This window comes from Saccharopolyspora pogona (assembly GCF_014697215.1).
Taxonomy (GTDB): domain Bacteria; phylum Actinomycetota; class Actinomycetes; order Mycobacteriales; family Pseudonocardiaceae; genus Saccharopolyspora; species Saccharopolyspora hattusasensis.
On record NZ_CP031142.1, the window covers coordinates 3,381,802 to 3,405,570 of the forward strand.

18 protein-coding genes are annotated in these 23,769 nt (G+C 67.8%); 3 read left to right on the plus strand and 15 right to left on the minus strand.

From position 1 onward, the window contains the following. Positions 1-457 precede the first annotated feature (457 nt). Genes DL519_RS15515 through DL519_RS15530 form a run of 4 tightly spaced genes read right to left on the minus strand, consistent with a single transcriptional unit; the run spans position 458 to position 7,313 of the window. A complete protein-coding gene (locus tag DL519_RS15515; protein ID WP_223839048.1) occupies positions 458-2,737 on the minus strand; it encodes an MMPL family transporter in 2,280 nt (759 codons plus the stop codon). A 20-nt stretch (positions 2,738-2,757) separates the two neighbouring features. Then, positions 2,758-3,801, minus strand: coding sequence for an alpha/beta hydrolase (locus DL519_RS15520; protein WP_190815813.1), 1,044 nt, complete (start codon positions 3,799-3,801; stop codon positions 2,758-2,760). Between the two features lie 15 nt (positions 3,802-3,816). Next, positions 3,817-4,959, minus strand: coding sequence for an alpha/beta hydrolase (locus tag DL519_RS15525; protein WP_190815815.1), 1,143 nt, complete (start codon positions 4,957-4,959; stop codon positions 3,817-3,819). Positions 4,960-4,973: 14 nt separating this feature from the next. After that, positions 4,974-7,313, minus strand: a complete 2,340-nt coding sequence (locus tag DL519_RS15530) for an MMPL family transporter (RefSeq protein ID WP_190815817.1) — start codon at positions 7,311-7,313, stop codon at positions 4,974-4,976. A gap of 290 nt (positions 7,314-7,603) precedes the next feature. On the opposite strand from DL519_RS15530, the gene DL519_RS15535 reads away from it, so the two are divergent. Then, complete coding sequence (locus tag DL519_RS15535; protein WP_190815819.1) at positions 7,604-9,040, plus strand: MFS transporter; 1,437 nt, start codon at positions 7,604-7,606, stop codon at positions 9,038-9,040. A 37-nt stretch (positions 9,041-9,077) separates the two neighbouring features. Here the strand turns inward: DL519_RS15535 and DL519_RS15540 are convergent, their stop codons facing one another. After that, positions 9,078-10,070 carry an LCP family protein gene (locus tag DL519_RS15540; RefSeq protein WP_223839053.1) on the minus strand — a complete coding sequence of 331 codons (993 nt, stop codon included), beginning with the start codon at positions 10,068-10,070 and terminating at the stop codon, positions 9,078-9,080. Positions 10,071-10,213: 143 nt separating this feature from the next. On the opposite strand from DL519_RS15540, the gene DL519_RS15545 reads away from it, so the two are divergent. Together DL519_RS15545 and DL519_RS15550 are read left to right on the plus strand one after the other, a co-directional pair. Further along, positions 10,214-10,567, plus strand: coding sequence for a hypothetical protein (locus DL519_RS15545; RefSeq protein ID WP_190815821.1), 354 nt, complete (start codon positions 10,214-10,216; stop codon positions 10,565-10,567). 14 nt (positions 10,568-10,581) lie between these two features. Next, positions 10,582-12,672: a bifunctional polysaccharide deacetylase/glycosyltransferase family 2 protein gene (locus DL519_RS15550; RefSeq protein WP_190815823.1), complete on the plus strand. Its 2,091-nt coding sequence runs from the start codon at positions 10,582-10,584 to the stop codon at positions 12,670-12,672. A gap of 86 nt (positions 12,673-12,758) precedes the next feature. Here DL519_RS15550 and DL519_RS15555 read toward each other — a convergent pair whose 3' ends face one another. The 10 genes from DL519_RS15555 to DL519_RS15600 are packed head-to-tail and all read right to left on the minus strand — an operon-like array spanning position 12,759 to position 23,717. After that, a complete protein-coding gene (locus tag DL519_RS15555; protein WP_190815825.1) occupies positions 12,759-13,730 on the minus strand; it encodes a PDR/VanB family oxidoreductase in 972 nt (323 codons plus the stop codon). 24 nt (positions 13,731-13,754) lie between these two features. Beyond that, a complete protein-coding gene (locus DL519_RS15560) occupies positions 13,755-14,717 on the minus strand; it encodes a zinc-binding dehydrogenase (protein ID WP_190815827.1) in 963 nt (320 codons plus the stop codon). Between the two features lie 32 nt (positions 14,718-14,749). Then, positions 14,750-16,360: an ABC transporter substrate-binding protein gene (locus DL519_RS15565; protein ID WP_190815829.1), complete on the minus strand. Its 1,611-nt coding sequence runs from the start codon at positions 16,358-16,360 to the stop codon at positions 14,750-14,752. 15 nt (positions 16,361-16,375) lie between these two features. After that, positions 16,376-18,244, minus strand: coding sequence for a dipeptide ABC transporter ATP-binding protein (locus DL519_RS15570; protein WP_190815831.1), 1,869 nt, complete (start codon positions 18,242-18,244; stop codon positions 16,376-16,378). Continuing rightward, a complete protein-coding gene (locus DL519_RS15575; RefSeq protein ID WP_190815833.1) occupies positions 18,241-19,119 on the minus strand; it encodes an ABC transporter permease in 879 nt (292 codons plus the stop codon). The genes DL519_RS15570 and DL519_RS15575 overlap by 4 nt, the downstream gene beginning before the upstream one ends. Continuing rightward, positions 19,116-20,129, minus strand: coding sequence for an ABC transporter permease (locus DL519_RS15580; protein WP_190815835.1), 1,014 nt, complete (start codon positions 20,127-20,129; stop codon positions 19,116-19,118). Before DL519_RS15580 ends, DL519_RS15575 begins: the two co-directional genes overlap by 4 nt. Further along, positions 20,130-20,723 (minus strand): nuclear transport factor 2 family protein, encoded by a 594-nt coding sequence (locus tag DL519_RS15585; RefSeq protein WP_190815837.1) that lies wholly within the window; start codon positions 20,721-20,723, stop codon positions 20,130-20,132. Then, entirely contained in the window at positions 20,720-21,976 is a 1,257-nt protein-coding gene (locus DL519_RS15590; protein WP_190815838.1) for a Rieske 2Fe-2S domain-containing protein, read from the minus strand. The genes DL519_RS15585 and DL519_RS15590 overlap by 4 nt, the downstream gene beginning before the upstream one ends. After that, positions 21,976-22,935: an acetamidase/formamidase family protein gene (locus DL519_RS15595; protein WP_190815840.1), complete on the minus strand. Its 960-nt coding sequence runs from the start codon at positions 22,933-22,935 to the stop codon at positions 21,976-21,978. Before DL519_RS15595 ends, DL519_RS15590 begins: the two co-directional genes overlap by 1 nt. Beyond that, on the minus strand, positions 22,932-23,717 hold the full coding sequence (locus DL519_RS15600) for an IclR family transcriptional regulator (RefSeq protein WP_190815842.1): 786 nt from the start codon (positions 23,715-23,717) through the stop codon (positions 22,932-22,934). The genes DL519_RS15595 and DL519_RS15600 overlap by 4 nt, the downstream gene beginning before the upstream one ends. Between the last annotated feature and the right edge of the window lie 52 nt (positions 23,718-23,769).

Sequence of the window (23,769 nt, forward strand, 5' to 3'; positions counted from 1 at the left end):
CGGGCTCGTCTCCTTCTTCCGTGGGTTAGGCGTGTCCGGGGATTGACACATCTACCGAGACATGACACCGGTAAGAACCGGCAGCACCAATCACGACCCCACGGACAACCGTCGTGAATGACTGTTCCGGTAAGAACCGGAGCACCACTCACGACCCCACGGACGCCCGTCCGTGCGAGAGCTCGCATGGCCGCCCGCATTCCCGTGGGAAGATCGCCGAAATGGCGATAGACGCCCTGGGCTGTGGGTGCATTCCTGAAGTATGACCGAGCTCATTGGTCTGGCCTTCGACGCGCCGGACCGCTTGTGCCGCACTGGCGGTGAAATCCGATGTGTCCGGGCGGGGCAGCCGCCCGATCATATGACGGAAGGGGAGGCGGACCCGCGGGTCCGCCTGCCCTTCCGGGGTCTCAGCCGAAAGGGACGGGGAGCAGCGGCTGAGGTTCCCCGCGCCGGCTCAGTGCGCGGCGCCGGATGGGACGCGCGGCTCGGACCGCGACGTCTCCTGCTCGGTGATGCCGAACCGCTCGTGCAGCTTGCGCAGCGGCGCGGGCGCCCACCAGTTCGCGTTGCCCGCCAGGCGCATGAACACCGGGACCAGCACCGCCCGGATCAGCGTGGCGTCGACCAGGATCACCAGTGCCATGCCGATGCCCAGCATCTTCAGGTACATCACGCCGGAGACGCCGTAGCTGGCGAAGGCGAGCGCCAGGATCACCGCGGCAGCGGTGATCAGCGGTCCGCTGCGCTCGATGCCCACCGCCACGGCCTGCACGTTGTCGCCGGTGCGGTCGTGCTCCTCCTTGATCCGGGACATCATGAACACCTCGTAGTCCATGGATAGCCCGTACGCGATGCAGAACATCAGGATCGGGAAGGTCGGCTCGACCTGTCCGGTCGGGGTGAAGTCCAGCAGTCCGGCTAGGTTGCCGTCCTGGAACACCCAGACCAGCGCGCCGAACATCACCGACATGCTCAGCACGTTGAGCACGGTGGCCTTCGCCGGCAGCAGCACGCTGCCGGTCATCAGAAACAGGATGATGAACGTGACGACGAAGATGAGCACCAGTACGACCGGCAGCCGCTCGACCAGCGCGGTCCGGAAGTCGTTGAGCTCGGACGGGTAACCGCCAACACCGACGTCGACCCCGGACATCGCCGAGCGCAGCTGCGAGACCAGCGTGGCGACGTCACCACCGGCCAGCACCTCGTTGGTGGGCACTGCGGAGAACCAGGTGCTCTGTTTGTCAGCGAAGCGCTGCGAGCTCTCGTTGGGCTCCAGGATCTGCTGCCCCTGCCGGTAGGAACCGGTGAGCGCATCCACCTGCGCGACACCGGGCACATTGGACAGTGCGGTGGCGTAGCGCTCGATCTCGGCGCTGCTGGCCACCGTCCCCGGCAGGTCGTCGGTCAGCAGCTGGATCGCATCCATCTCCTCCTGACCGAAGTTGTCCCGGATGGACTGCTGGGTGACCCGGCTGGAGGTCTCCGGCGGCAAGATCCGGTCGTCGGGCAGGCCGAACTGCAGGCCCAGCACCGGCGAACCGAGTGCGAGCACCACGACGAGTGCGGGCACGCCGTAGACCAGCGGGCGCTTCATCATGCGCACCGCCATGGTGTGCCAGGCGCCGCCCGAGGTGTTGCGCGGGGGCTTGCGGCGGTCGGCGGCGCGGCCCAGCAACGCCAGCACCGCGGGCAGGATCACCAGTGCGGCGAACACCGACGTCGCCACCACGCCGACACCGGAGTAGGCGAACGAACGCAGGAAGGGGAACGGGAACAACATCAGGCACGCCAGCGAGACGGCGACCGTCACACCGCTGAAGGCCACCGTCTTGCCCGCCGTGGCCACCGCGTCCTCGACCGACTGCTGGACGGTACGGCCCGCGCGCAGCGACTCCCGGTACCGGTTGATGATGAACAGGCTGTAGTCGATTCCCAGGCCCAGCCCCATCACGAGGGTCAGGTTCGCCGCGAACGTGGAGACCTCGGTGACGTAGGTGACCCCGCGCAGCAGCGCCAGCGTCGCCACCACTGCGAAGAAACCCATCCCGAGGGTCAGCGCGGCGACCCGGAACCGGCGGTAGATGGCGAACAGCAGGATCAGCGCCATCGGCAGCGCGATCAGCTCACCGCGGAAGAAGTCGGTCCTGGCCTGCTGGGCGGCCTGCCGGAAGACCTCATCGGCTCCGCCGACCTGCACCCTGACCTGTGCGTCCTCGCGGGTGAAGTCCGGCGAGATGCTGCGGCCCAGCTCGGTGCGCGCCTGCGTCACATCGCCTTCCAAGCGGCCGATGATCAGCGCCTGGCGGGAGTCGTTGCTGCGCAGCGCGGGCGAACCGCCCCGGGACCAGTACGACGAGACGTCGAGCACCCCGACGTGGTTGGCCAGCTCCTGCTCCAGCGCGCGGCCCGCCGCGGCTAGTTGCGGATCGTCCACGGTTCCCTGCTTGGCGGTGACCAGCAGCATGAACTGCGGTTTGCCCGTGTCGAACTGCTGCTGCAGCTGCTCTGCGACCTGCAGCGACTGCGAGCCGGGGCTTTCGAACCGGCTCAGCAGGAGCCGGTTCATCGCACCGGAGCCGATCACCAGCGAAATGATGAACAGCACGACACCGACCAGCGCGATAACGCGCGGCCGGCGTGCGATGTACCTCCCCAGCCTGCGCAGCGCCGGGGGGCGGGTGGTCCCGGAGCCCGGATCCTGGTCTTGGGCCTGGGGTGGCGATTTGGACACGTGCCACTTCCTTCCTGGGTTTACTGGTGGCGATCGAGCCAGTCCGCGATCCCGTCGGTGACCACCGACGAGTTGACGTCCAGGGTCACGAAGTGCCCGGCATCGGGCACCGTCGTAGCCGTGACGTCGTCGCTGCTGGTGAACAGTCCGGGGTAGCTTTCGACGCCTTGGCGCAGGACGTCCTTCGCACCGAAGATCAGGTGCACCGGGACCTTGATCTCGCCGATGCGGGTCAGGTCGGACATGATGCCCACCGGTTCGGACACCATCACCCCGCACGGGTTGGCCGGGTATAGCGGAGTGATCGCCTCCCTGACGCGCGGTTCGGCGTCCGGTCCGAGCCCGCCGGCCAGGAAGCCGTCCAGGCTGCCGTCGAAGTGGACGAAACCAGGCGGGTAGCCGGCTTCTCCGCCTTCCAGGCACCGGTCGTAGGCGGAGAAGAACCGCCGCATGGTGTCCTCGGTCAAGCCGATCGCGGCCCAGCCGGTCAGCACGATGCCGTCGACGTTGCCGAAGGAGAACGCTGCGGTCTCGGCGACCAGCGCGCCACTGGAGTGGCCCGCCATGAACACGCGGGTGAAACGGGTCGGTGCGGCGCCGTCGACGGTGTAGGTGCCCGCGCGCAGCTGCCGCACGATCTGGTCGGCGATGTCGGCGTGCGCCCCGCTGCAGGTGGCGAACCCGTTGGGGATGGGGCTGGAGCCATAGCCGAGGCGGTCGATGGTCACCGACGCGTGGCCCTTCTCCGCCAGCGTCCGCACGTAGTCGTGGCCGGGGCTGTCGAGCCGCCAGATCCACTCACCGGTGTTGGTGCCATGCACGTAGAGCGTGACCGCCGGGTTCGGCCGCGAGAGCACCGACGCCGGCGCGGTCAGGTGGCCGCGGATGGTGTAGGTGTGACCGTCGGCGGTGCACTGGCTGGTGGTGCGGTTGACGTTCTGGACCTGGAAGGAGACTGGTAAGTCCACAATGGCCTGCGCACTGGCTTCCGGCGGGGCCAGGACCGGCAGCCCGACGGCGACCAGCACCACCGCCAGCGCCGCGACGAAGCGTTTGACGAACATGCTCGGTTTCCTTTCTCAGTGCAGGTCCAGCCACGACGCCATGCCGTCGTGGAGCACCTGCGCCCGCTCCCCCAACCCCATGAAGTGGCCGGCGCCGGGCACGGTCAGCAGCTGCTTGTCGGTGGTGCCGGCGAACGGTGCGAGGTTCTGCTCACCGCCGGTGATCCGGGAGTCCTGCTCGCCCTGGACCATCAGCACCGGCACGGTGATCTCGTTCAGGTGCTGGAGGTCGACCACGACGGCCTCCAGCTGCGAGGCCAGTTCGGCGCAGGGAGTGCGGTTCTGCTGCTGGGTGACCGCGCCGACCACCTCCGGCCGCACGTCGCGGAGGTTGTCCTCGGCGAACCGGGTGCGGCCCAGGTCGAAGTAGACGTAGCCGGGCGGATCGTCGGCCTTCTCCGCCGGTCCGCCCCCGCCCTGCATGCAGGAGGAGAACGCGCCGAAGAACGTGGCGTCGGCGTCGTCGGTCAGGCCCCGGTCAGCCCAGCCCATCAGCACCAGGCCGTCGACGTCGCCGAAGGAGTACGCCTCGATCTGGCTGATCTGCGCGCCGTTGTGGTGCCCGGCCAGCAGCACCCTGCCGAACGCCGGGGCCGGCGCGGGCAGCCCGTCGGCGCGGTAGCCGCCGGCGCGGAGCTGCTCGACGATCTGGTGCGTCATGTCGGCCTGACCGCCGAGACAGGTCCCCAGCCCGTTGGGCTTGTCGCTGCTGTCGTAGCCGATGCGGTCGATGGTCAGCGACGCGTGGCCGCGGCGGGCCATCTCCTCCGCCTGGTGGTAGCCGGGGATCGGCATCCGCCAGTACCACTCGCCGGTGCCGATGCCGTGCTGGTAGAGCGTCACCTCCTTGTCCGGCCGCGCCAGCAGGTCTCGCGGGGTGGTCAGGTGCCCGCGCACGACGTAGGTCTGGCCGTCGGTGTAGCAGGCGGCCTTCGAACGGTTGATGTTCTGCACGGTGAACTGCACCGGGACGTCGACGATGCCCGCCCCGGCCAGCCGCGCGCTGGTCTCCTCGTTGAGCTGGTCCACGCGCACGGCATGCTGATCGGCCGCGCCCGCGCCGTCCCCGCTGCCGCCGACCACCAGCACGGGCACTCCGACCAGCACTGCCACGGCGATCAGCAGGATGACGAAGGAACTCACTCGACGCTTGGACACTTGAGTCTCTTTCATCAGTTCGGCGCGAGGGTGTCTACAGTGGTCTTCTCGGTTACCGTTGCGGCGGGCGTGCTTTCGCCCTCCCGTAGCCCGTAGCGCTGCTGGAACCGGCGCAGCCACGAGGGCGCCCACCAGTTCGCGTTGCCGGACAGCTTCATCACCGCGGGCACCAGCAGGCAGCGCACCACGGTCGCGTCGACCAAGACCGCCAGCGCGACACCCCAGCCGAGCATCATCGAATTGGTTACCCGCGAGGTGCCGATGGCCACCAGCACCACGGCGAGCAGGACCGCGGCGGCGGTGATGATGCCGCCGGTGTTGCGCACGCCCGCGGCCACCGCGGTCTCGTTGTCGCCGGTGCGGTCGTGTTCCTCCTTGATCCGCGAGAGCAGGAACACGCCGTAGTCCATGGACAGCCCGAACGCCATGCAGAACATCAGCACCGGCAGCGAGGTGTCGATGAAACCGACCGGGGTGAAGCCGATCAGGTCGCTGAGGTTGCCGTCCTGGAACACCCACACCACCGCGCCGAACATCGCGGTCAGGCTCAGCGCGTTGAGCACCACCACCTGCACCGGAACCAGCACGCTGCCGGTCAGCAGGAACACCAGGACCAGCGTGCTGACCACGATCAGCGCGAGCGCCCAGCCGAGCCGGTCGCCGATCGCCTCCTGGGTGTCGACCACGGCGGCGCTCTGCCCGGAGACCAGCGTGCCCGGGAACGGGCTGGGCACCGCGCGGATCTGGCGCACCAGGTCCTGGCTTTCCGGCGAGATGTCTTCGATGCCGTCGTCGGGCAGGATCTGCAGGTGGTTCAGGCCCGCCTCGTCGCGGACGGCGTCAACCGTGATCCGCCGCTTCGACTGGCGGCCGGCTGCGAAGGTCCCCATCGACGTCCGTACCTCTTCAACGCCCGCCACAGTGGACAGCCGAGTCGCGTAGTCGGCGAGCTCCGCCCCGGCGGGGCTCGGCGCGACGACGTCGATGGTGCCGGTGACGCTGTTGTCGAACTGGTCCCGGAGGACCTGCTGCACCATGTGCGACTCGGCGTCGGCAGGTAGCTGCCGGTCGTCGGCCATGCCGAACTCGACACGCTGGAACGGCAGCCCGAGTACCACCAGGATCACCACCGAGCCGACCGCGAACACCGGCGCGCCGCGCATCACGGTCGCGATCAGCGCCGGGAAACGCCTGCTCTCGCGCCGCCTGCGACGCACCGCGCGCCGCACGTCCAGCGCGTTGACCCGGTGGCCGAGAAGCACCAAAGAGGCGGGCAGCACCACCAGCGCCGCAACTGCGGCCAGCAGTACCACGGAGATGCCCGCGTAGGCCAGCGAACGCAGGAAGTACAGCGGGAACAACAGCATCGCCGACAGCGCGACGGACACCGTCACGGCGGAGAACAGCACGGTCCGGCCTGCCGTGCGCATGGTGGCGGCGACGGCGGCGCGCGGGTCGAGCCCGCGGCGGAGCTCGTCGCGGTAGCGCCGGACCATCAGCAGCGCGTAGTCGATCGCCAGCCCCAGGCCCAGCATGGTGGTGATGTTCTGGGCGAACATCGACACGTCCGTGACCCCGGCCAGCAGCCACAGCACGCCGTTGGTGCCGGTGATCGCGATGATGCCGACCATCAGCGGCAGCGAGGCGGCCACCACGCTGCCGAACACCAGCACCAGGATGATCAGGACCAGCGGAAGCGCGATCAGCTCCGAGGCGGCCAGGTCCTCGGCGATGGTGGTCTCGACGTCGGAAAGCACGGCGGTCATGCCGCCGACCCGGACGTCGAGGTCGCCGTGGCGGCCGGTGTACTCGGGCGCCAACTCGGCACCCATCCGGCTGGCCTCGTCCTCGGTACCGGCGACGTGCGCGGCGATCAGGGCGTAGCGGCCGTCCTCGGACTTGAGGTCCTCAGCGCCGGTCTGCCAGTAGGAGGTCACGCCGGTGACGCCCGGCTCGTAGGCCAGTCGCTCGGCGAGCCGGACGCCCTGCGCGGCGATCCTCTGGTCATCGACCCCGCGGTCGCTGGAGACCAGCAGCAGCAGGTTCGGGCGGCTTTCCGGAAAGTGCTCCTCCAGCAGGTCGTCGGCGCGGCTGGAGTCGGACGCGGGGTTCTCGGTGCCCTGACCGGCCAGCAGCCGGTCAGCGACACCGCCGCCGAGCACCACGGAACCGACGACGAAGGCGAGCGCGACCAGCAGGAGCATCCGCGGCTGCCGCGAGATCAGGCGGGCGAGTGCGTGGAACAAGTCGGACTCCGGTTTCTGCCGGAGCGTGGCGCCCCCGGCCAGTTCGAGCGCTAAAATACGAGTACTTGCTCGCAACTGAGCTCGAATATAGACCGGCAATCCGGACATCGTCCATACCACCTTCGGCACAGTAAGTAACGTTCCGGTGAACCAGAAGCGGTCCGCAGGCAACCGCCCGCGGACCGGTTCAGGCATGCCTCGGCCGACAGAACATGTTGCGCACGCAACGGAAAACGGTTCCGCGTTGCGCCGTTTCACCGTCCTCCGGGCCGCGGGATGGCAGCCACGCAGAGTTACCACAGGAAGTACGCCGGAGGCCGACGTGAACCTCGGACGCGCATCGCGGGTTCCCTCCCGACACCGCGGAATCCGGGGGCAACGATTTGACAGGAGTCAGCATGAGCACTGCCAAAACCGGCGCGGCAGCCCCCGCTGCCGGTACTGCCGCTGAAGGGCGGGACGCATCAGCTGGGGTGAAAATCACTTCCCTCGCCACCGGCTTCGTGATGGCGACACTCGACATCACGGTCGTCAACGTCGCGGGTGCGGCGATCCAGCAGCAACTCGAGACCACCCTCGCCCAGCTCACCTGGGTAGTCGACGGATACGTCCTGACGCTCGCGTCGCTGTTGCTCCTCGCTGGCGGGCTCGCCAACCGCGTGGGGGCGAAAGTCGTTTACCAGTGGGGCATGGCAGTGTTCTCCGTCGCCTCGTTGGCTTGCGCGTTCGCCCCCACGGCCGAGGTGCTGATCGCGGCCCGCTTCGCACAGGGAGCGGGGGCCGCGCTGTTCATGCCCAGTTCCCTGTCTCTGCTGGTCCATTCCTTCCCGGACAAGCGGAAACGCACCAGAATGCTGGGCCTGTGGTCCGCGATCGTGGCGACCGCATCCGGCTTCGGACCGACGGTCGGCGGTCTCATGGTCAGTGCGTTCGGATGGCGAAGCATCTTCCTGCTCAACCTGCCGATCGGGGCCATCGGCATGATCATGACCGCCCGCTACATCAAACCAGTCGGTGGCGGTTCGACGAAACTGGCCGCGTCAGGCCATGCCTTGTTCGTCGTCATGCTCACCGCGCTGAGCTTTGCGCTCATCGAGGGACCCCAACTCGGCTGGACATCCTCAGCAGTCCTCACGGCGGCCGTGGTGGCTGTGCTCGTCACCGGGCTCCTGGTGGTCCGGGAGCGGCGTGCCGAAGAGCACGTCATGCCGTGGAGGGTGTTCCAGAACCCCGGATTTTCCGGTGCCAACATCGTCGGCTTCCTGTTCAACTTCGCGCTTTTCGGCAGCATGTTCATGGTCGGGCTCTACCTTCAGCATGCGCGCGGGGCCAGCCCCCTCCAGGCCGGCCTGCTACTGCTGCCCATGACGATCTTCTTCCCCGTCTCCAACATCGTTTTCTCGCGGATTTCCGCGATTTTCAGCAATGGCCTGCTGCTGACAGCGTTCCTGCTGCTGGCGGGTGTTTCGTCGCTGACCATGATCACGGTTTCCCCGGCGACCCCCTATTGGGTGCTGGCCCTTGCTGTCGGGATGGCGAACGTCGGTGCGGGCATCATCTCCCCGGCGATGACGGCGGCCCTGGTGGACGCCGCAGGCCCAGAACACGCCAACATCGCAGGTTCGGTGCTGAACGCCAATCGCCAGATCGGCTCGCTGGTCGGCATCGCAGCTGTCAGCGTTGTCCTAGCCGCAGCTCATGACTGGACCCGAGGCCCGCAAGCCTCTTTCGTTCTCGTCGCCAGTGCGTACACCCTGGCTGCGATGAGCGCGTGGCGGCTCATCGTGAAGTCTGAACGCATCGAAGCGGCGAACTCAGGCCCCGCCGGGGCCTGAGCAGGGCCGGGTGGCCCGAGGGAGTCTCCCCTCGGGTTTAACGGCCTGAGGGCTCACCGGGCGGCGGTGAGCGCTTCGGGAGGCACCGGCCGGTCCTGCCGCAGCGAGTCGAACAGCTCCCCCGCCTTCTCCTTGTCCCAGAACAGGACCGCGCCGACGCCGGGCATGTCCATCCACCGCTGGTCGGCACCGTCGCCGTGACCAGCTCCTCCCCCGCGGTTCCCGCCTGGTAGCCGAGCTGCCCGAGGTCGTCCAGGTGGTCGTGGTCGGCGACCGTCACGGTCGCGGCGAGCCGCCAGGTCATGGGCACCGAGCGCAGCGGGTTGAACAGCACCTCCCGGCTGGTGGCCTTGCGCACCAACTCCGTGAGGAATTCCCGCTGGTGCTCCGCGCGTTCCAGGTCGCCCCGCGCGAAGGCCCGGGTGCGCACGAAACCGAGCGCCTGCGCGCCGGTCAGCTGCTGGCAGCCGGCCGCCAGGGCGAGGTCGATCTTCGGGTCGTGGATCGCCTGCGGCAGGCACATCCGCACGCCACCGACCGCGTCCACCACTCCGGCGAAGCCGCCCAGCCCGATCTCCAGGTAGTGGTCGATGCGCAGCCCGGTGGCTTCCTCCACCGTCCGGGACAGCAACGTCGGACCGCCGTAGGAGTAAGCCGCGTTGAGCTTGTTCGGGGGGTGGCCCTCGATCGGCACCAGCGAATCGCGCGGCAGGCTGACCAGCGTCGGTGCGCCGGGACCGGCCGGGATGTGCAGCAGCATCACCGTGTCCGTGCGCGATCCGCCCGCATCGGCGGTGCCGCCGGTCACCAATTCCTGTTCCTGCTGCTCGGAGAGTCCTTCGCGACTGTCCGAACCGACCAGCAGCCAGTTCGTGCCCCGCGCCGACGTGACGCGTCCCACATAGTCGGTGAACGCGGGCACCCGACCCAACGAAACGTCCAGGTACAGCGCCGAAACAGCGACGAGCACGACCAAGCCCGCCAGGGCCAGCGACAGCAGTCGAGTGGTGCGCCGCAGGAAAGTCCTCACTGCCTGTGTTCACTCCATGCGTTCAGGCCACTCGCACGCACCCCGACAACAGCGCGCCCTTGGTTCCAAGTGATCGTAACGTTATCGTACTGTGCCCCGACTTACCCGTTCGAGTGATCGAGACCCCGACAACCGGAGTAGTGATGTCCCGGCGAGACCGCCAACGACCCCGTAGCGGCTCGAAAGAAGTCCACGCCAGGCACCGACGCCGCGGCACCGCCGGAACGGTGGTCGTCCACACCGGACGCTCCGGACATCGGAGACACGGCGGCGAAACCACCCTCGACCTGCTGCCGGACCGGCGCGTGCGCCGGGTGCACCACCCCGCGGACCCGGTCTTCGTCGACGGCAGCGGTCGCCGGCGCCGCGTTTTCCGCCGGTTCGTGCTGCTGACCAGCCTGGTGCTCGTCTGCCTCGGGCTGTTCCTCGCCGCGGCGATGCTCAACTCCCGCGAACCCGCCCCGTCGCTGCCGACCACCGCGGGCACCAACCCCTGAGGCAGGAAGCGCTTTTGCCACGCCGCTCCCGAATCCCCCGAACCCCCCGATCGCACTGGCTGCTGCTGGGCCTTGCGCTGCTCGTGCTGTGCAGCCTGCTCGGCCTGGACGTCCTGCTCAACCGCGCGGGCACGGCGGCCACGCCGAGCGGTAGCAGGCAGTTCGTCCCCGAATCCGCCTTCGCCGGCGGTTCCGTGATCGATCCGCGCGAACCGGTGGTCCGGCACCCCCGCACCCGCCACCTGGCGCTGACCTTCGTGGACGGACCGGATCCGCAGTGGACACCGGAAGTGCTGGACGTGCTGGCCAGGCACCAGGTGCACGCCACGTTCTTCGTGACCGGCGCGCAGGCCGCCGAGAACCCGGCGGTGATCCGCCGGATCCTCGACGCCGGGCACGAGATCGGCAACCGCACCCTCACCCGCACCGACCTGCGGCAGGCCGGTGACCTGCGGGTACAGCTGGAGCTGCAGGCCACCGACCTGGTCCTGGCCGGAGCCGCCGGGATCACCATGAACCTCGTCCAACCGCCGTACACGACCACCGGATCGCTGGACTACGAGGCGTGGAAGGCGTTTCTGCGCATCGGGAACCACGGGCGCCAGGTGGTGCTGGCCGACCTGGACTCACAGGACTGGCGGCAACCTGACGCGGCGGCCGTGCTGGCGAACTCGACGCCCCGCGACGACCGCGGCGCGGTCCTGCTGATGCGCGACACCGCGGGCCCGGGCACCGTCGAGGCGCTGGACCGCCTGCTGCCCGACCTGCAGCGCACCGGGTGGCAGGTCGACTCCGTCGGCGGCACCTTCCAGCTGTCCGGCACGGTGAACCAGGCCCAGATCGTCGACCGGATCGCGGGCACGATGCTGGTCGCCACCATCCAGCTCTCCCGCTGGCTGGCGGACTCGCTGCGCGCGCTGCTCTGGGTGGCGACCGGCCTGGCCGCGCTGCGCGCAGTCGTCATGCTGCTGATCGTGCCGATCCACGTGCGGCGATCCCGCCGGTGGGAACCGCCGTGGCAGATCAGCCAGCGCGTCGGCGTGATCGTCCCGGCCTACAACGAAGAAGCCGGCATCGCGAACACGGTTCGGTCGATCCTCGCAAGCGATCACCCGGTGGAGGTGATCGTGATCGACGACGGCTCCACGGACCGGACCGTCGAGGTGGTCCAGCAGTTGCAGGAGCGATTCCCGCGCATCCGGTTGATCCGGCAGGAGAACGCGGGCAAGTCCGCGGCGCTCAACACCGGGCTGGCGGCGGCGAACTCCGAACTGGTGGTCATGGTGGACGGGGACACCGCCCTCGAACCCGACGCGGTGGGGCGGCTGGTCGCGCACTTCACCAACCCCGACATCGGCGCGGTGTCCGGCAACGTCAAGGTCGGCAACCGCCGCAGCCTGCTCGGCCGCTGGCAGCACATCGAGTACGTGATCGGGTTCAACCTGGACCGCCGCGTCTACGACGTGCTGCACTGCACGCCTACGGTGCCCGGCGCGCTCGGCGCCTTCCGCCGCTCGGCGATCCTGGATATCGGCGGCGTCAGCGACGACACCTTGGCCGAGGACACCGACCTGACCATGGCCCTGGAGCGCGACGGGTGGCGCGTGGCCTACGAGGAGCACGCGATCTCCTGGACCGAGGCGCCGGCCACCTACGGCCAGCTGTGGAAGCAGCGCTACCGATGGTGCTACGGGACGTTGCAGGCCATCTGGAAGCACCGGCGGGCCGTCATCGAGCGCGGCCCGGCCGGGCGGCTCGGTCGGCGCGGCCTGCCCTACCTGCTCGTGTTCCAGGTGCTGCTGCAGGTGATCGCCCCGGTGGTCGACGTGACCGCGTGCTTCGCGCTGTTCACCGAGGACGCCGGCAAGGTCGCCCTGACCTGGCTGGGGTTCCTGGCGCTGCAGGCGGTGCCGGGTGTGATCGCGTTCCGGCTGGACGGCGAGTCGCTGCGCCCGCTCCTGGTGCTCCCGCTGCAGCAGATCGTGTACCGGCAGCTGATGTACCTGATCGTGGTGCAGTCGGTGATCACCGCACTGGCCGGGGCACGGCTGCCGTGGCAGAAGCTGGAGCGCCGCGGCCGGATCGTCCCGCTCGCGCGGCGGTGACCTGCGCGAACACGGCCGCCGTGCCTCCCTGGGGCAGAACCGACGCGAGGGAGCCCGACATGGTTCCGCGCTGATGTGGACGCCTGTCAGAGGTCGAGAACCAGTTTCGCCGAGCGTGATCTGCTCACGCAGATCAGCATCGTTTCGTTGCTCGCTCTGTCGCTTTCGGACAGCAGGGAGTCGCGGTGATCCGGGATTCCTTCCAGCACCCGGGTTTCGCAGGTGCCGCAATAGCCCTCGGCACACGAGGACAGCACAGTGGGGGCGACATCGGAGACCACGTCGAGCACGGACCGGTCGGGGGGGACGGTCAGCGTAATCCCGCTGGCTCGCAGCTCGACCTCGAACTGAGCGGAGTCCTCGGGGGTTGCCGGTGGTGGCGTACTGGCCGGGGCCCCGAACCGTTCCAGGTGCAGGTGCTTGGCGAGTCCCGCGGCCTCTGTCACATCAGACATCGCCCGCAGCATGCCTTCCGGTCCACAGCAATAGAAGGCGGCTTCGTCCGGCGCCTGGGCGACATACGCGGTCAGATCCGGCAGGCCACGCTCGTCCTGTGGCTGTACGTCGACCACACCGCCGGGCATCTGCGTGAGCTCGGGCAGAAACGCCATGCTTGTCCGGCCTCGGCCGCCGTAGAGCAGAGACCACGACTTTCCCGCTTTCGCGACCGTTCTGATCATGGGGAGTATGGGCGTGATCCCGATGCCACCGGCGACGAAGGCGTACGCGGGTGCGTCGACGAGCCCGAAGTGGTTCCTGGGCGGCCGGATCTCGAGGTGCTTGCCCACGAGCGCGGTGCCGTGAATCTCCTTCGATCCGCCGCGTCCGTTCGGTTCGAGCAGTACCGCGATCTGGTACAGCCGCCGGTCGTCGCGGCTGCCGTAAAGCGAGTACTGGCGCACCATCCCGGATGGGAGGACGACGTCGATGTGGGCACCGGCTTCCCACGGTGGTAGCGGTGCGCCGTCGACCGGAACCAGGTCGAGCCCGATCACCCGATCGGCCAGCCACGTGGCCCGGCGGACGAGGACCGGAAACCGGCGCGGTGTGGCTTCCATGAGCGTTCTCCTTCCGAAGGCCGGTCAGGCACCGAAATCGAGCAGCACCTTGCCGAACTTGCCTGACTCACCGAGCCGGTCGAACGCGGTCGTGACCTCTTCGGCTTTGAAGACGTGGTCGACGGGAACCGAGACGCGATCGCCGATCGACGCGGACAGGCGACGCTCCAGGTCGTCGACGAGCAGCGCTTTCTCGGCGTTCGAACGGCCCCGGAGGACGGTGCCCATAACGTCGGCCCGCTTGGCCATCAACAGGTTCAGCGGGACCTGGGCGGTGAGCCCGCCGGCCGTGCTGACCACGACGATCCGGCCGCCGACCCGCAGGAACGAGAGGTCCTCGGCGACGGCTTCCCCGCCCACGAGATCGATGACCGCGGTGGCGTTACCGAGTGACGCGACCGCCCGGCCGGCCTCAGCCGCCAGGCAGACGGTGAACCCGAGTTCGGCGACCTGCTTCAGCGCGGATTCGGCACGGCCGACGCCGATGGCCTGGGCGCCCAGCTCCCGGATGAGGTGGCAGGCCGCGATCCCTACACCGCCGTTGACGCCGCGTACCACGACGACATCGCCCAGCCCGACACGGGCACGGTTGAGCGCATCGAACGCGGTGAGGACCGCTTCCGGCAGCGCCGCGGCTTCGATCGGGTTCAGGTGGGCGGGAGTCTGCCAGACGTGGTGCTCGTCCGCGAGGACCCGGTCAGCGAGGCCGCCACCGCTGACGATTCCCATGACCCGGTCGCCGACGGCCCATTTGCGCACCCGCGAGCCGACGGCGACGACCTCGCCGGCAACCTCGAGACCGGGTATGTCCTGAGGCGCGTCCACAGGCACCGGGTAGCCGCCGTTGCGCTGCAGCACATCTGCCGGGTTGACGCCTGCGTAGCGGGCCGCAACCAGGATCCCGTGCGCATCCGGCACTGGGTCCGGGCCCTCGTCCACGCTGACGATCTCGTTGCCGCCTTGGCCGTTGAATCGAATGAATCGCATCAGAGAGTTCTTTCCTTGCCTTGATCGGGAAACTAGGCAGTCACGAAAACCTTCGTGAAATCGGGGAAATCGCCGGGCCCCGCCGGCACGCCGCCGAGATGTTGGGCGGATACCCGCACCTGGTTCTTGAAGTAGGAAACGCAGTTGGGCACTTCGTCATGCAGCAGCTGTGCGATGGAGGTACCGACCTTGATGCGGGCGGCGGGGTCCGTTTCGTTGTCGTAGCGCGCGATCAGGTCGTCCAACGCCTGGTTCGAGTAGTGGGCCGAGTTGTACGGCGCCGCGGAAACGGCGATGGCTTCGAGGACCTGTGAGGCGCTTCCCCGCGAGCCCCAGTTGGTGATACCCAGCGGAACCGTCAGCCACGGCGAGTTGTCACCCGAGGCGAAGTACTGCTCGGGAGTCATTATGTCGAGCGCGATGTCGAAGCCCGCTTCCTTGGCCATGTCCTTGACCAGGGTGGCATGGTCGACACATTCGAAAACCCGCGCGGTCGTCAGTGTCACTTTGAGACCACCGGGATATCCGGCGTCGGCGAGGAGTTGCTTCGCCTGGGCCAGATCTCGCTTACGCTGCTCGACCGGTGCGGCGATCTGGTCCGCTGACGTGAAGGTGGGGGCGAACAGATGGTCGTTGCCCAGGGTGGCCTTGTTGTCCATCAACGCGTTGACGAGCTGAGGCCGATCCAGAGACAGCGCGAGGGCCTGGCGTACCCGCTTGTCGTTGAAAGGCTTGATATCCGTGCGCATCTGCACCGTCTGGAACGACGCGGACTGCGCCTCTTGCTGGATCAGGTTGCTCGCGCCCTTGAGCGTGCGCAGCGCCGACGGTTCGACCGAGGGGACGAGATCGATCTTGCCGCTTTGGATCGCGAGCATCTGCGCGTTGGTGTCGGAGAAATACTGGACGGTCAGCGTGTCGAGGTAGGCGGCATCGGTGTTCCAGTACTTCTCGTTCCGTTTGAACTGGGCGCGGCCGTTGGGCTGGTACGAGGTGAGGACGTACGGGCCGGTGCCGATGCCGCCCTTGATGAAGTCACCGACGTGGTAGTTCCTCGGCATGATCGCGGTGTTGTATGCGAACGCGGACACCAGGTACGGGAAGTCCGCGTAGCCACGGTCGAGCTTGAACCGGATCGTGTGATCATCGACCTTCGTCGTACCGCCAGGGCTGAGAATCCCGCCGAGGCTTTGCAGGCCCGCGGAACCGCCGTGCGGATCGGTGATCCGGTCGAACGTCGCCACCACGTCGTCCGCGGTCAGCGGCGAGCCGTCGTGGAACGTCACGCCCTGCCGGAGCTTGAAGACCCATGTCCGCGCGTCCTCGGACTTCCAGTCGGTGGCGAGCCGTCCCTCCAGCGAGCCGTCGGCCTTCGGGAAGGTCAGGTACTCCGCCGCGACCAGGACCGTGTCCACCGCACCGATATCGGTCATGGTGACCGGATCGACGGGGCCGCTGGGGGTCGGCATGCCCACCGTGAGGGCACCGCCTCTGCGCGCGACGGTGGGCTGGGCGGCGGTGCTGGTGGTACCACTGGGCGCGCAGCCGGCCAGTGCTACGCCGGCGCCGAGGAGCGCAGTCAGCTGCAGAAAGCCACGGCGGTCGAAACACTCGGCCAGCGGGGCGAAGGGGTTGTCGGTCATGCTCGATTCCTTCGGTCACAGGGAGGCGGACGGAACTGCGGGCTGCGCCGTGGGCGCGAGGACGAGTTCCTCGGGCGCACGATGGCAGCGGTACTGTTTGTCCCCCGGGCCTCCGCGCCATGGTGGCTTGGTGGTGGAACAGCTCCCGTCGTCGAGTGCGATGGGACACCGGCTCGCGAAGATGCAGCCGGTCGACTCCTGATAGGCGCTGGGCGCCTGCCCTTGGAGCCTGATCCGCTCGCTGTCGGCGGAGACGGAGGCGGACATCAGGGCGGCCGTATAAGGGTGATGGGGCGCGGAGAACACCGCCTCCGTACTGCCCCGCTCGACGATCTCGCCCATGTACATCACCGCGACCGAATCGGCGAGATAGTGCACGACATCGAGGTCGTGGGAGATGAACACATACGACACGCTGGTGTCGGCCTGCCGCTGCGCCAGCAAGTTGAGGATGCCCGCCTGCACCGAAACGTCCAACGCGGACACCGGCTCGTCGCACACCACGATTGCCGGCTCACCGGCCGAAGCGCGGGCGATCGCGACCCGCTGCTTCAGCCCGCCGGACAGCCGCCGTGTCTTCAGGTCCAGATAGTGTTCGGTCAACTGGGTTTCGGCCGCGATCGCCTCGACCTTCGCGGGGTCTTCGCCGCCAAGGCGCAACGCCTGCCGGAGCACCGCACGCGCCGTCTTCGCCGGGTTGAGGGAGGTCTCGGGGTTCTGGAAGACGAGGGTGGGACGGACGCCCGCCGCGGAACGATCCCGGCGGCGGTGGTTGCGGGGCATGTCGGTGCCGTCCACGACGATCGAGCCCGACGTGAACGACTCGAGCCCGACCACACATTTCGCTAGCGTCGACTTGCCACTACCCGACTCTCCGACGATGGCCAGGATCTCGCTGCGGCGCATCTCCAGGTCCACTCCACGGAGCGCGTGCACGACACCCTCGCTCGTGTCGTAATTCTTCACCAGGTTTCTGATCGCCAAAACGACGTCGTCCGAATGCGACAGTGCTTCGATCTCCGCCAACCTGCCGGGCGCCACCGCTCGCTCGGCTTCACCGGCGGCACGGACGATGTTGGTGAACTTCCGGTGGCGCCTCGTGGGCACCGATGCGACAAGCCCGCGCGTGTATTCCTCCTGCGGTGTCCGCAGGAGCGTCGCGGTCGGTCCGGCTTCCACCACACGCCCGCCGCGCATCACGACCGCTTCGGCACACAGGTGCCGGACCAGCGGCAGGTTGTGACTGACCATCAACAGTGCCGTTCCGGTTTCGCGGGAGAGCTCTTCGATGAGCTCGACGACACCGGCTTCCACGGTCGCGTCGAGTCCGGTCGTCGGCTCGTCGAGCAGCAGCAGCGACGGGGAAGCGGCGAGAGCCATCGCGATCATCACCCGCTGCTGCTGGCCACCGGACAGCTCGTGCGGATATCGCGTGGCCACAAGATCCGGCGACGGCAGCTGGACCCGGTCCAGTGCCGCGACGGCCGCTTGCCGGGACTCCCGGCGATCCATCCCGAAATGCCGCTCGAAAACCTCGCCGATCTGCCGCCCCACCGGGATCGTCGGGTTCAGTGACGATCCCGGGTCTTGGTAGACGGCCGCGATTCGCCTTCCCCGAACGGCGGCAAGATCCGAAGTGGATAGTCCGAGCAGGTTCCGGCCTTCGAACTCGATGGAACCGCCGAGAATCGCAGCGTTCCGCGGCAGGTAATTCAGGATCGCCATGGCCACGGTGGTCTTTCCGCTACCCGACTCCCCGACAAGCCCGACCCTGCCACCGGCGGGAATCTCGAAGTTGATGTCGGTGACGGCTTCGGCGAGCCGGCCTCGGCTCGAGTATGCGACCGTTAAACCGGAAACCCTCAATGCCACGTTCGGGCTCATCCCTCGAGCACCTCCTTGATTCCGTCCGCGAGCAGGTTCACGGCGACGACGAGCGTCGCCAGCGCCACCGCGGGCGCGAGCACCATCCACGGCGCCGTTTGCAGATATGGGCGGCCGACCGAGATCGTGAGCCCCCAGTCGGGCGAAGGCTCCTGCACGCCGAGCGACAGGAAGGCGAGTCCCGCCGCCACGAAGATGGCGTAGCCCAGGCGGACGGTGGCCTCGACGATGATCGGGCTCGTGATGTTGCGTAGGATCTCGCCGACCATGAGCGGCCCCGAACGCAGGCCCTGCAACCACGCCGCCGCCACGTAGTCGTGGTGCCGCTCGACCACGACCGCCGACCGGACGGTGCGCGCGACGTGCGGCGTGAACAGGATGCCCACCGTGATGATCACGTTAAGCTGTGAAGTGCCGAACATGGCCAGCACCGTCATCGCGATGAGTATGACCGGCACGACGAGAACCGATTCCAGCACCCGCATGATGATCTGGTCCCACCAGCCGCCGAAGTATCCCGCGGTCAGCCCGATGGCGGTGCCGAGCACCAGACCCACGAGCGTGGCCGCGGGGGCCACAGTGAGCACACTGGTCACGCCCGCGAGCATTCGGGAAAGGACGTCCCGGCCAAGGTGGTCGGTGCCGAGCCAGTGCGCGCCGGACGGTTGCGTTAGGACGGCGCGGGCGTCGGTCGCACCGGGGTCGTAGGGCACCACGAGTCGCCACCCGACTCCCATGAGCGCCCAGAACGCGACGAAAAGCCCACCCACCACGACCGTGGGCTTGGTGATCAGACGCCGCGCGAGGCCGGGTGATCCGCTGCTGCCGACCGGCTGAACTTTCGTGGTCCTTGGACCGATCTCGTTGACGCTCACCGGTTGCCTCCTCGTCTGATCCGCGGGTTCAGCCACGCCGAAAGGACATCGCCTAGGAGGTTGATCACCAGGACCGTCGCGCCGATGACGACGACACTGTCGTTGAGGGGCGCGACATCGTGGAACTTGGCCGACTCGTAGGCGAAGTTCCCGATTCCCGGATAGGAGAACAGTGTCTCGACGATAACCAGACCACCGATAAGGTAACCCGCCTGCCCCGCGATCACCGTGATCGTGGGCAGGATGGCATTCCGCAGCACATGCCGGAAGAACACCTGACGCATGGAAATGCCTTTGAGCGTCGCCGTCCGGGTGTAGTTCTGGTCGAGCACATCGATCGTGGTGGCCCGCATCATGCGTGCGATGTATCCGAACAGGATGAAACAGAGCGGGATCACCGGCAGGGCCAGCTGTTGCACGATGTCGGCCGGATTCCACGACGGTACGCTCGACTGCACCGGGAACCACCGTAGGTAAACCCCGAAGACCACCAGAAGGAGCACACCGCTGACGAATTCGGGAATCGCCATCAGGGACACGCCCAGGATCGAGATGGTCCGGTCGATGAACCGGCCGCGGCACAGCGCCGCGTAAGCTCCTGCCGCGATCGCGAGTGGCACGACCACGACGAGCGCCGCCGCGGCGAGCACCACCGAGTGCGAAAGCCGCTCGAGCACAATATCGCGGGCGGGGACGGCGAGTCGCTGGGACATTCCCCAGTCGCCCGAAAGGAAGCCCGCGAGCCAGTCGAAGTACCGGGTAAAGAACGGGCGGTCCACGCCCAGGCTCGCGTTCAGCGCCGCGACCTGCTCCTCGCTGGCGTACTGCCCCAGGATGCTGCGGCCGAGGTTGCCGGGCAGCAGCTGCACGAGCGCGAACACCGCGACCGAAAGACCGGCCAGCGTCAGCACCGCGGCCAGCAGGCGGCGCAGGACGAACCGGCCGATTACCCACGATGGCCGTTTCCTGCCGAGGACCTGTGCCCCCGCACTTGTCAGCACTGTGGACATCTAGGTACCTGCCTTCCGCGCATTGGCGGGACCATAGGGAACGTGGCCGCAGCGCGGACCGGGGTACGGGGTGGAGAACACTTCCTCGAACTCGATGGCGCTGAAACGCCACGTGCCGTCCGCACGCCGGAATTCGCACCGAACGCGACCGGCGATCAGGACCGCTCTCGGCTCCGCTCCGATGTGGACTATCGCGGGTTCCCAGCAGTACCAACGACCGCGGGCGGTGTCACCGTCCACTTCGATCCATTCGTTGGTGAACAGGTGCATCATGCGCGGCATGTACTCGGGACGGGGAGTGCCATCATCGGTGGCGATGCCAGGGTAGCCCGGCCATGCCGCCGACAGCCCCCGCCCCGACCAAGCCGCACCACCGGCCACCTGCAGCTCGTGGAGCACCGCAGAGCTGGTTCCGTCGGCTGCCGGGACCGTCAGGTCCGCCCATGCGGGCATGGCACCGGACGCGGATCCGGCGTCGTTGAACCAGTGATAGGTGCTGACGAGCCGGCGGATCTCCGACTCTGCCTCGAGCTTTTCGAGGCGTCTGGCAAGCAGCGCAAGTTCGTGCGCAGAAGGGGCAGGGGTGGTGGTCATCGTGCGGCCAGGTCTCGCATCGACGCGTCCGGCTCGGCGGTGAGCGCTTCGAACAAGATTCCTTCCTGGGAACCGGGTTTCGTACCCGGTGCCGGCTCCCCGTTCGCAACGGCGGTCAGCGTGTCGAGCAGGTACTTCCGAACCTGCACGATCGCGATGTCGCCGGACGTCAGGTGTTCCCGGGTCCGGTCGGAGATCGGCCCCATGCTGTACTGGATCGCGAGATCCTGCTGCAGGATGCCTTCGATTCCGGAGAAGCTCTTACCGCTGGCCATCAGCTCGCGATCCTGCTCGTACCCGACCCCCTCGCCCGTGAACGCCGTGACGCGCCAGTTGTTCTCCGGGTCGGTCATGCCGTACCCGCGGGTCCGGTCGACGAACTCGAGGTAGTCGTCGGTCATCGCGCTCTCCGAGAACAGCACCGACCAGACCCAGTGCGATTCATCGGTGGCCGGGACCCAGGCGTGCATCAGCGCGCCTTCGGTGTCGAGCAGGTTGCTTTCGAAGAAGGTGAAGAACGGCATGACGAACGGGTGGATCCAGTAGGTCGCCGCCTTGCCGTCCTTGTGGAGGTAGCGGAACACCGTCTGCAGGCCCCAGGGCCGCCTGGCTGCCGCGACCTTCGGGCGCTGGTCGAAAATGTACTCGTTGGCGCGATTCTCCAGACCGTCCTGCGTGTGCGCCTCGTCGTCGGTGTAGTGCAGGTACGGACCGTGCTGGGCGTCGAGATCTCCTTCGAGCCCCTGCAGCCAGTTGCAGTCCTGGAACGCGTTGGTCGCATAGATCTTGTCGTCGTCGTACGGCTGGAAGATCCACTCGGGAAAGTCGGGCATGGTGCCCTCCGGACCCAAATACGCCCAGACGATGCCCCCGGCCTCACAACACGGGTACGCCGGATGCTTGAACTTGTCCGACAGGTTAACCTCCGGCGGCTCCGGCGGGGTTTCCAGCACGCGCCCATCAGGAGCGATGAGCCAGGCGTGGTAGAGGCATCGCAGACCGCACTCCTCGTTTCGAGCCAGCGCGAGCGAGGCATTCCGGTGCGGGCACATTTCCGCCATGAGACCGACCTCGCCCTGGGGGCTCCGGAACACGACGAGCTCTTCACCCAGGATCTTGATCCGCAGCGGCGCGCCGCCCGCGACGACCCGGTTCGAGATGGTGATCGGGATCCAGTACCGGCGCATCAACTCGCCCATGGGCGTCCCGGCACCGGTCTGGGTCAGGAGTTTGTTCTGTTCCGCGGTAAGCATCAATGCTCCTTCACTGTCGAATCGAGGAACTGGTGGAAAAGCTGGTGGGCCTGCGGCGGGACCAGGCACTGGTCGAGGTTTCCGCGCAGGGACACCGCGACGCTGGTGAGCGGGTTCACGATCTGGCAGGCTCGGATATCCAGCAACACCGAAGAAAGCAGGTATGCCTGGCTCTCCGGCACGCGTAGATGGTCCGCGAGCGCTGCCGTCACGTCCGGGAGCACAGTGGACAGGGCTTGTTCGAAGTTTGTGCCGATGCCGAGCAGCCAGACCTTGTCCTCGGTCATCACCGCGGGATTCGCCGCTTGCCAGTCACCGCGTACCGCGACGAGGTCGAGCTCCGCCGGTGTCTCGACGCCGGTCCCGCAGACTTCGGCGTCGCCGATCGCCGCGTGGACGTCCCCGGCGAACACTCCCCCGCCGTCGACGGCGGCGGTCACCCAGAGCATCGATCGGGGGCCCAGTTCGGGGATGTCGAGGTTCCCGCCGTAGGGACCCAGCGTCCGAGCGGGAGCAGGCATCGCCGGCAGGACGCCGAGTGTTCCGGCGTGGACGGTGTAGGGCAGTTCGAGGCCCGCGACGTCGAGGACGAGCGGGGGCTCGATCTTCAGCTCCCGGACGTCGAACCAGCCGGGGTTCCCGAATCCCAGTCCGGGCCGCGTCCACACATGACCGACCGGCGAGCAGCGGATGTCCAGGATGCCGATGCCGACCCGGTCGCCCGCGCGAACACCGGAGATCTCGACCGGTCCGGCCACCGGGAACAGCAGGTCGGCATCGAGACTATCGGCCGTGACCCCCGGCCGGACCTGATCACCAGACGCGTCGAGGGTCCGCAGCGTGAACCGCTGCCAAGAGTCCACTTCGGTGGCCATGGGAACGCGGGGGCCGACCTGGTAGACGTACGGCGCATCCACCGCCGTGCCGTCCACGCTGACGACGTTGCGCACGGTACTCATGCGATCGCCGATTTCGCCGTGCCGCCACCCATCGCCTCGACCATGCCGGCCGCCGCCGCGATCATCGCCTCCGCGCGTGCCGCGCGATCCGCCGGCGTCCACGCACTCGAAGTGTTGGCGATCGCCACCGCACCCAGGATCTGCCCCGCCGGATCGAGAATCGGGACGGCGATGCCACTCACACCGAGATCGACCTCGTCCACGCTGAGCACGAACCCGTCGGCCCGCGCCTGGTCCCGGGCCGCACGGAGCACGTCAGGGTCGGCCAAGCTCGCCGTGGTGCGCGGAACCAGCTCCGCGTGCAGGTAGCTCTCGAACTCTTCGTCACTCAGGTGGGCCAGGATGCATCGCGGCGCCGCACCGAGGTGCAACGGAAGGCTGCGGCCGATGTCGCAGTAGAACACCAAGCTCGAGCCGACCCGGATCTTGTCGATGAAAACGGCCTCGAAGCCGTCCACTTTCGCGACCGTGATCGTTTCCGCGAAACGCATGCCGACGGGCCGGAACGCACGGCGCGCCGCATCACGAAACTCGAAGGAACCCGCGTACTGGGCGCCGAGGCCGACGACTTTCATCGTCGCCGAGTACCCCCGCCGGTAGCCGTGGGGCTTGACAAAGTTCGTCTCGATCAACGTGTTCACGATCCGGTAGGCCGTGGGACCGGACACCTCCAGCGCCCCAGCGAGCTCTTCGAGCGAAATCGGTTGCTGCGCTTGGCAAATCAGCTCGAGAGCCTCGAGCACCTTCAGGGCCGAGTTAACGACGGGCGGCTTGGCGTTCATTTGCTACTTTCGTTTAATGAAAGTCAACTTACTTGATATGAGGAGTATGAAC

Bases quoted from the DNA above. Each gene is read 5' to 3' on its own strand.
- DL519_RS15535 (WP_190815819.1), top strand. From the start codon at position 7,604: ATGAGCACTGCCAAAACCGGCGCGGCAGCCCCCGCTGCCGGTACTGCC.
- DL519_RS15585 (WP_190815837.1), bottom strand. From the start codon at position 20,723: ATGACCACCACCCCTGCCCCTTCTGCGCACGAACTTGCGCTGCTTGCC.
- DL519_RS15580 (WP_190815835.1), bottom strand. From the start codon at position 20,129: ATGTCCACAGTGCTGACAAGTGCGGGGGCACAGGTCCTCGGCAGGAAA.
- DL519_RS15590 (WP_190815838.1), bottom strand. From the start codon at position 21,976: ATGCTTACCGCGGAACAGAACAAACTCCTGACCCAGACCGGTGCCGGG.
- DL519_RS15555 (WP_190815825.1), bottom strand. From the start codon at position 13,730: ATGGAAGCCACACCGCGCCGGTTTCCGGTCCTCGTCCGCCGGGCCACG.
- DL519_RS15520 (WP_190815813.1), bottom strand. From the start codon at position 3,801: ATGTTCGTCAAACGCTTCGTCGCGGCGCTGGCGGTGGTGCTGGTCGCC.
- DL519_RS15595 (WP_190815840.1), bottom strand. From the start codon at position 22,935: ATGAGTACCGTGCGCAACGTCGTCAGCGTGGACGGCACGGCGGTGGAT.
- DL519_RS15565 (WP_190815829.1), bottom strand. From the start codon at position 16,360: ATGACCGACAACCCCTTCGCCCCGCTGGCCGAGTGTTTCGACCGCCGT.
- DL519_RS15600 (WP_190815842.1), bottom strand. From the start codon at position 23,717: ATGAACGCCAAGCCGCCCGTCGTTAACTCGGCCCTGAAGGTGCTCGAG.
- DL519_RS15545 (WP_190815821.1), top strand. From the start codon at position 10,214: ATGTCCCGGCGAGACCGCCAACGACCCCGTAGCGGCTCGAAAGAAGTC.
- DL519_RS15530 (WP_190815817.1), bottom strand. From the start codon at position 7,313: ATGTCCGGATTGCCGGTCTATATTCGAGCTCAGTTGCGAGCAAGTACT.
- DL519_RS15570 (WP_190815831.1), bottom strand. From the start codon at position 18,244: ATGAGCCCGAACGTGGCATTGAGGGTTTCCGGTTTAACGGTCGCATAC.
- DL519_RS15560 (WP_190815827.1), bottom strand. From the start codon at position 14,717: ATGCGATTCATTCGATTCAACGGCCAAGGCGGCAACGAGATCGTCAGC.